The sequence below is a fragment of the Pseudomonas sp. TNT3 genome (assembly GCF_010095445.2).
Lineage (GTDB): Bacteria > Pseudomonadota > Gammaproteobacteria > Pseudomonadales > Pseudomonadaceae > Aquipseudomonas.
This window is the reverse complement of the sequence record NZ_WFGV02000103.1, coordinates 1-8,298: the sequence shown is the minus strand read 5'-3', so window position 1 is coordinate 8,298 and position 8,298 is coordinate 1. Positions and strand designations below refer to the sequence as shown.

Genomic DNA, 8,298 nt, shown 5'->3' with positions numbered 1-8,298 from the left:
GGCTCGGCATACCCTCGCTCCGGTCCTGCTCCGTGGGCCCGCCGCGATCGGCCATCCCTGGCCGTGCGCGGCTAACCCGGCATCCATGCCGGGTTGCCCACTGCGCAGAACCTGCGCTCGGCCTACCCATGGGGCAAGAAGATCAAGATCAAAATCAAAAGCCACAGCCACAGCCACAGCCACAGCCACAGCCACAGCGAGGCGGCCTGACAGCCGACCTGACACTTAAGGCCTGCGCATGTCCCTGTGGGAGCTGAGCTTGCTCGCGATGGCGGCCTGATAGCCTATGCATCTTTCCCTGATGTCCCTGGCTCAAACTGTAGGAGCGAGCCTGCTCGCGATGGACGTAAACGATGACGCGATTTCATTGGGAAAACTCTTCGCCTGCAAGTCCACCGTAGGAAACGTTGTTCACATCCGTATCCGCACAAAGACCACCGCCGAAGCAACGGCACGATCAAAAGATCGCAGCCTCGTTGCACTCGACAGCTCCTACAAGCGGGCCACGCCTGAAGAGTCGGAAACCAATAGCAGCCGTAAGCGCAGTAATGGATATGTACACCAGCAAGACACTCCCCGCCGATCACGCCGCGATCGCGAGCAGGCTCGCTCCTACTGTTTGATCCGGGTATATCCGGGAGATAGGAGTCGGCTGTGAGCCCGTCATCGCGAGCAAGCTCAGCTCCCACAGGTGAACGCGTGAGCCGCGAAAGTCGGGTCGGCTGTCAGGCCGCCTCGCTGTGGCTTTTGATTTTGATCTTCTTGCCCCATCGGCAGGCTGAGCGCAGGTTCTGCGCAGTGGGCAACCCGGCATGGATGCCGGGTTAGCCGCGCACGGCCAGGGATGGCCGATCGCGGCGGGCACACGGAGCAGGACCGGAGCGAGGGAATGCCGAGCCCTGGCGAGGCACCGGACGAAAGGGGCAAGAGCGTTTGGTTACTTGGCGCTCTTCCAAGTGACTCGCTGTAAAAGCGAAACCCATAGAAGCCGTGACCGCAGGAATGGATATGTACACCCGCAAGAATCTCAGCGCCGATCAAACCGCCATCGCCGGCAAGCCAGCTCCCACAGTGTGATCCCGGAACATCAGGGAAAGATGCGTCGGCTATCAGACCGCCATCGCCGGCAGGCCAGCTCCCACAATTTGATTTGGGTACACCCGCCAGAAATGGGCAACTGTCAGCCCGCCATCGCGAGCAAGCTTTGCTCCTACAGTGGATTCAGCAGACCTCGCGAAGACGAACGACGAGCCTCACTGCCACCCAAACCGCCGAACATAAAACCCCTTCACCGCCTGCGTCAGCCCCATATAAGCCAACAAAATCACCGGCAAAAACACAAAGTACAACGACGGCAACGCCTGCAATTTGAAGTAATGCGCAAGCGGCCCCATCGGCAGAAAAATCCCGACAGCCATGATAATCCCCGTCATCACCATCAACGGCATCGCCGCGCGGCTTTGCAGGAAAGGGATCTTCGGCGTACGAATCATGTGCACGATCAACGTCTGGGTCAGCAACCCGACCACGAACCAGCCCGACTGAAACAACGTTTGGTGATCTGGCGTATTGGCATCGAACACGTACCACATCAACGCAAAGGTGGTGATGTCGAAAATCGAACTGATCGGGCCGAAGAACAGCATGAAACGCCCGACATCAGCCGGCTGCCAACGCTGGGGTTGCTTGAGCATCTCTTCATCGACGTTATCGAACGGAATGGCGATCTGCGAAATGTCGTAGAGCAGATTCTGCACCAGGAGGTGCATGGGTAACATCGGGAGGAACGGGATGAACGCGCTCGCCACCAACACCGAGAACACGTTGCCGAAGTTCGAGCTGGCGGTCATTTTGATGTACTTGAGCATGTTGGCGAAGGTCCGGCGGCCTTCCAGAACCCCCTCTTCCAGCACCATCAGGCTTTTTTCCAGAAGGATGATGTCGGCCGCTTCCTTGGCAATGTCCACGGCGCTGTCCACCGAAATACCGATGTCCGCCGTGCGCAAGGCCGGTGCGTCATTGATCCCGTCGCCCATGAAACCCACCACATGTCCGTTGCTTTTTAGCAGGCGGACGATGCGTTCCTTGTGCGAGGGCGTGAGTTTGGTGAAGACGTTGGTTGTCTCGACTGCCACCGCCAGCTCGGCGTCGGTCATGCGCTCAATGTCATTGCACATCAACAGGCCTTGTTGCTCCAGACCTACCTCGCGGCAGATCTTGGCCGTCACCAGCTCGTTGTCGCCGGTCAGCACTTTCACCGCAACGCCGTGGGCGGCCAGGGCTTTCAGGGCGGGCGCGGTGCTTTCCTTCGGCGGGTCGAGAAACGCCACATAGCCAATCAGCGTCAATGCCTGTTCATCCGCCAGGCTGTACGTATCGCGCCCTTCGATCATCGGCCGCGCCGCAACGGCTACCACCCGCAGTCCTTCGGCGTTGAACGCGGCAGTGACCTGACGAATCCGCGTCAGCAGTTCCTCGGTCAACGCTTCGTCGATAACACCGTGGCGCACCCGCGAGCACACCGCCAGCACCTCCTCCACGGCGCCTTTGCAGATCAACAGATGGGAATGATCACGCTCGGCCACCACCACCGACATGCGCCGACGGGTGAAGTCGAAGGGAATCTCGTCGACCTTGCGAAACGCCGTGCCGACTTTCAGTTCACGGTGAATTTCGACGTGTTCGAGCACGGCTACGTCCAGCAGGTTTTTCAGGCCGGTCTGGTAGTAACTGTTGAGGTAGGCCATTTCCAGCACATCATCAGAGTCGTTCCCCCAGACATCGACGTTGCGCGCCAGGAAAATCCGGTCCTGGGTCAGAGTGCCGGTCTTGTCGGTGCACAGCACGTCCATGGCGCCGAAGTTCTGGATGGCGTCGAGGCGTTTGACGATGACTTTTTTGCGCGACAAAAATACCGCGCCCTTCGCCAACGTCGAGGTGACGATCATCGGCAACATTTCCGGGGTCAGGCCGACGGCAATCGACAATGCGAACAGCAACGCTTCGGTCCAGTCGCCCTTGGTGAAACCATTGATGAATAGCACCAGCGGCGCCATGACGAACATGAAGCGGATCAGCAACCAGCTGACTTTGTTGACCCCGGTCTGAAACGAGGTGGGCGCGCGATCGGTGGCGCCGACCCGTTGTGCCAACGCACCAAAATAGGTGCTGTTGCCGGTAGTCAGCACCACCGCCGTCGCGGTGCCTGACACTACGTTGGTGCCCATGAACAGGATGTTGTCGAGGTCCAGCGGGTTGTCGGTATCGTCGTCCTGCTGCCGAGGAAATTTCTCCACGGGCATCGATTCGCCGGTCATCGCAGCCTGGCTGACGAACAGATCCTTGGCCCCGAGCACCCGGCAATCGGCGGGAATCATGTCGCCCGCCGACAACACGATCAGGTCCCCCGGCACCAGTTGCTTGATCGGCAATTCGATCCGGTGTTCATCGCGGCGCAACACCGTGGCCGTGTTGCTGACCATCGCCTTGAGCGCGTCCGCAGCCTGGTTGGATTTGGTTTCCTGCCAGAAGCGCAGCAAGGTCGAGAGCACCACCATCGAGAAAATCACGATCGCGGCTTTCAGGTCTTCGGTCAGCCAGGAGATGACCGCCAGCAACGTCAGCAGCAAGTTGAACGGATTTTTGTAGCAGTGCCACAGGTGAGTCCACCAAGACAACGGCTGCTCATGCTCGACTTCATTGAGCCCGAAGCGTTCGCGCAGGACGTCGGCTTCAAGGTCACTGAGCCCGTGGGTGTGGCTGCCGAGACTGTTGAGCAGTTGACCGGCTTCGCTGTTAGCGGCGCTGATCAGAGTTTGTGCCAGCGTCGGCGGCACTGCGCGGCTGACGGTGGTGTCGGTGAAGTTTTCCAGCAGCGCCAGTCGACGAAAATGCCGGGCGATGTGGCGAGTGCGCAGGAATCCGGCGAAGAATTCTTTGAGCAGGGTCAGGTTCATGGCAGTTCCCCCAGGGTCAGCCGGGAAACCTTCGAGCAGGCGTGTCGAGACGCCGCGATGACGACACGAAGGTCGACCATCACGCACAGTTCAGCGTCGTAGAGAGGGCATCGAAAATCGCACCGGTAGTGGCTGCGATCGGAAGGCCGCTGCTCGCGTTCAGGCGAGACAACGGCACAAAAAAAGCTGCGCGTTATCTTGCCGAGAATGTGCCGGTTTTCAGGACCGGCCGACGTCTGTCACTCGAACAAGTACCCACTGTGGGTCTCCGCTATTGATTGAAAACACGCGAAGCTTGCGCCGCTGTTTAAGGAAAGTAAACGCGGTGTTTGGGGTGCACGGGGGGAATTTCGGGGTTCTTCAGGAAGGGTTCAGGATTGAGAATTTTTGGTGACGGTAGGGACGCTATCGCGAGCAGGCTCACTCCTACATGGGTCCTGTGTATACAGGTCAAATGTAGGAGTGAGCCTGCTCTGGGCGGCATTCCGACGATGGCGGTTTCACTGTCGCAGAAAATCTCAGCTAGCCGTCGCCAACAACAAATCCACCATGGACCGGCTATGCCCACGGTTCTCGCCATATTCATACAACGATCCGGCAATCTCATCCGCCCGGATCGGCAGGATCGACAGCAAGGTGTCGCTCAAACCATGACTCGCCTGGCAGAAGCCCTGCATATAGATGCCGGCCTTGCAGCGTTCGTCGGTGATCAGTTTGTAATTGCGGTCCACCTCGAAATCACCCAGGTACTGCTCCAGCGGTGCCAGCAGTTTGCGGTGCATCTGGCGCTCGTAACCGGTGGCCAGGACCACGGCGTCGTAGTGACGCACCGTGACTTCACCGGTCGCGTTGTTACGCATCGTCAGTTCGATCCCGTGCTCGGTGGCGGTGGCTTTTGAAAGCGTGGTCAGGGTGCGGAATGCATGACGGGCGATGCCCGAGACTTTCTGGCGATAGAAGATGCCGTAGATGCGTTCGATCAGATCGATGTCCACCACCGAATAATTGGTGTTGTGGTACTCGTTGACCAAACGCTCGCGCTCGCTGCTGGCTTGCTGGAACACCAGGTCGGTGAACTCCGGCGAGAACACTTCGTTGACGAAGGGGCTGTCATCGGCCGGTTTCAGGGCTGAGCCGCGCAGGATCATGTCCACCTGCACCGATGGGAAGCTGTCGTTCAAATCGATAAACGCTTCCGCGGCGCTCTGCCCGCCCCCGATGATCGCGATGCTCATCGGCTGGTTGTTCACGCACGGTTGCTTGGCCATCTGTGCCAGGTACTGGGAATGGTGGAACACACGGCTGTCACCTTTGAGCGCTTTAAACGCTTCCGGGATGCGCGGTGTGCCGCCGGCGCTGACCACAACAGAACGCGTGGTGCGAACGTGCTGCTGACCTTGGGCGTCTTTGGAAATCACCCGCAGCGCTTCGACCTGCTGGTTGTGCAGCACCGGTTCGATGGTCAGCACTTCTTCACCGTAGCGGCTCTGGGTGTCGAACTGCGCGGCAACCCAGCGCAGGTAGTCGTTGTACTCCATGCGGCACGGGTAAAAAGTGCCCAGGTTGATGAAGTCCACCAGACGACCGTGGTGCTTCAGGTAATTGACGAAAGAGTAAGGGCTCGTCGGGTTGCGCAGGGTTACCAGGTCTTTGAGGAAGGAGATCTGCAACTCGCTCTGGGTCACCAGGGTGTTGCCGTGCCAGCGGTAGTCGGCCTGCTTGTCGAGAAACAGTACATCCAGTTCCCCCTGGCTCGATCCGCGTTCTTGCAGAGCGATGGCCAACGCCAGGTTCGAAGGGCCGAAACCGACGCCGATCAGGTCGTGAACGATGGGCGATGCAATTGCCTGTGTCATTTCCAGTGTCCTCTGGATGAACCCCCGAGCAGCGGGGAGGAAAAGCTGAGTGACCTGACCGGCCCTGGGCAGGACAGCAGGTCGTCTGTTGAGTAAGGACGAGGACAATGAAACAAAATTTAACACGATGAGATCAGTGGGCATCCCACTGCAGCATCCGTACCCGGCAATGCTTCATCGCGTTGACGATGTGCTTTTCCACCAGCGCCCGGGAGATCCCCAGGCGTTCGGCGATCTCGGGGTGGGAGAGGCCTTCGATCTTGCGCAGCAGAAAACTTTCGCGGCACAACGGCGGCAATTCAGACAAGGCACGCTGGAGCATTTCCAGGCGTTGGCCGTGGTCGAGGCTGTTGTGCGGGGACGGGGTGAAATAGCGCTCTTCGTTATCGAGCACTTCCAGCGACTCGACCTGACGCAGGGCGTTGCGCCGATGGTCGTCGATCACCAGATTGAGCGCGGTGCGGTACAAAAACGCCCGGGGCTGCTCGATCGGCGTGGTGCTGGAGCGTTCCAAAACCCGTAGATAAGCGTCATGCACCACATCTTCGGCGACCTGACGGTTGCCTAGCTTGGCGTTCAGGAAACACACCAGCTCACGATAGTAGTTTTCCAACATGACTCCCGTCCGCACGGGTGCGGATTCATTCCTTGAGCCACTCTGTCGACCGCCAAAATGGGCAGTGGCAAGATAGTGGCAGAGCGAGGCGCGTAATTTATAGTAATTCTCATATAGATTTAAAGTATTGCTTCATCTTGCCCGACAAATAGTCATGGTCTATATGTGTGCCCCCACGTGACCGCGCCTAAATTCGACGCGGCTTTTCTCGTATTAAGGACAGCTCCCCGTCTCTGTCGGTCTGCCGACAGCGTTCACTTATTGCCGGACTTTTCTTGCAAGACGAACGACGGGTCGATTTCCATTGACTGGAACCCTGCATGAAACGTCCCCGTCACGCCCGACGCGCCCTGCTTGTAGCACTGTGTCTGATCCCCGTTATCGCCGTCGCCGCCTGGCAGTTCATCCCCCCCGGTCGGGACAAGTTCGCCACTGTTCAGGTCACCCGTGGCGACATCGAAACCAGTGTCACGGCGTTGGGCACGTTGCAACCCCGGCGGTATGTCGACGTCGGTGCCCAGGCGTCCGGGCAAATCCACAAGATCCATGTGGAAGTCGGCGACGTGGTCAAGGAAGGCCAGTTGCTGGTGGAAATCGACCCGTCCACGCAACAGGCCAAACTCGACGCCGGACGCTTTTCCATCGAGAACCTCAAGTTTCAGCTCGAGGAACAACGGGCACAGCACGAACTGGCCCGGCAGAAATTCCAGCGCCAACAGAACCTCAAGGCCGGCGGTGCCACCCGTGAGGAAGACGTGCAGACGGCCCAGGCGGAACTGCGCGCCACCCAGGCGCGCATAGACATGTTCCAGGCGCAGATCCGCCAGGCCCAGGCCAGCCTGCGCAGCGACCAGGCCGAGCTCGGTTACACGCGCATTTATGCACCGATGGCCGGCACCGTCGTCGCCCTTGACGCCCGTGAAGGCCAGACGCTCAATGCCCAGCAGCAAACGCCGTTGATTTTGCGCATCGCCAAATTGTCGCCGATGACCGTGTGGGCCGAGGTCTCTGAAGCGGACATCGGCCACGTCAAACCCGGCATGCAGGCCTGGTTCACCACCCTCAGCGGAGGCACTCGACGCTGGAGCAGCACCGTGCGCCAGATTCTTCCGGTGCCGCCAAAACCCCTCGATCAAACCAGTCAAGGCGGCGGCAGTCCGGCCAGTTCGAGTAAAAGCGGCAGCGCGCGCGTGGTGCTGTACACCGTGTTGCTCGACGTCGATAACGCCGATAACGCGCTGATGGCAGAGATGACCACTCAGGTGTTTTTCGTGTCCGACCAGGCGAAAAACGTCTTGACCGCGCCCATTGCCGCCCTGCAATCCGGTACAAAAACGGACATCCAGACCGCCCAGGTAGTCGCCGAGAACGGCAGTCTGCAGCAGCGCGATGTCCGTACCGGCATCAGCGATCGTCTGCGGGTACAGATCCTCGACGGCTTGCAGGAAGGCGATCACCTGTTGATCGGACCGGTCGACGGGAGTGGCGGCTGAATGCTGACGCCCCTGATCGACCTGCAGGACATCCGCAAATCCTACGGCGGTGGCGACGCGCCTGAAGTTCAGGTGTTGCGCGGCATCGACCTGTCGATCCACGCGGGCGAATTCGTCGCCATCGTCGGTGCCTCGGGCTCCGGCAAATCGACCTTGATGAACATCCTCGGATGCCTCGACCGCCCGACGTCGGGCGAGTATCGCTTCGCCGGGGAAAACGTCGCCGGCCTCGACAGCGATGAACTGGCCTGGCTACGCCGCGAGGCATTCGGCTTTGTGTTCCAGGGGTACCACCTGATCCCGTCCGGCTCGGCCCAGGAAAACGTCGAGATGCCGGCGATCTACGCCGGCACCCCGGCCGCGGAACGTCATGCCCG

The 8,298-nt window shown here is 59.6% G+C and carries 5 protein-coding genes; 2 read left to right on the top strand and 3 right to left on the bottom strand.

Annotation, left to right across the window (positions count from 1 at the left end):
- Nucleotides 1-1,253: 1,253 nt before the first annotated feature.
- The 3 genes from mgtA to GBC55_RS29120 form a co-directional block, all read right to left on the bottom strand.
- A complete protein-coding gene (mgtA, locus tag GBC55_RS29130; protein ID WP_162441099.1) occupies nt 1,254-3,956 on the bottom strand; it encodes a magnesium-translocating P-type ATPase in 2,703 nt (900 codons plus the stop codon).
- Between the two features lie 518 nt (nt 3,957-4,474).
- A complete protein-coding gene (locus GBC55_RS29125) occupies nt 4,475-5,812 on the bottom strand; it encodes a SidA/IucD/PvdA family monooxygenase (protein WP_162441100.1) in 1,338 nt (445 codons plus the stop codon).
- A gap of 133 nt (nt 5,813-5,945) precedes the next feature.
- Entirely contained in the window at nt 5,946-6,428 is a 483-nt protein-coding gene (locus tag GBC55_RS29120) for a sigma-70 family RNA polymerase sigma factor (RefSeq protein WP_162441101.1), read from the bottom strand.
- 320 nt (nt 6,429-6,748) lie between these two features.
- Here GBC55_RS29120 and GBC55_RS29115 point away from each other — a divergent pair, with 320 nt between their 5' ends.
- Both GBC55_RS29115 and GBC55_RS29110 read left to right on the top strand, forming a co-directional pair.
- The gene (locus GBC55_RS29115; protein WP_162441102.1) at nt 6,749-7,921 is read left to right on the top strand and encodes an efflux RND transporter periplasmic adaptor subunit; all 1,173 of its coding nucleotides are present in this window, start codon (nt 6,749-6,751) and stop codon (nt 7,919-7,921) included.
- Nucleotides 7,922-8,298, top strand: a 377-nt coding sequence (locus tag GBC55_RS29110) for an ABC transporter ATP-binding protein (protein ID WP_247267059.1), incomplete at its 3' end; no start/stop codon positions are given. It lies immediately after the preceding gene.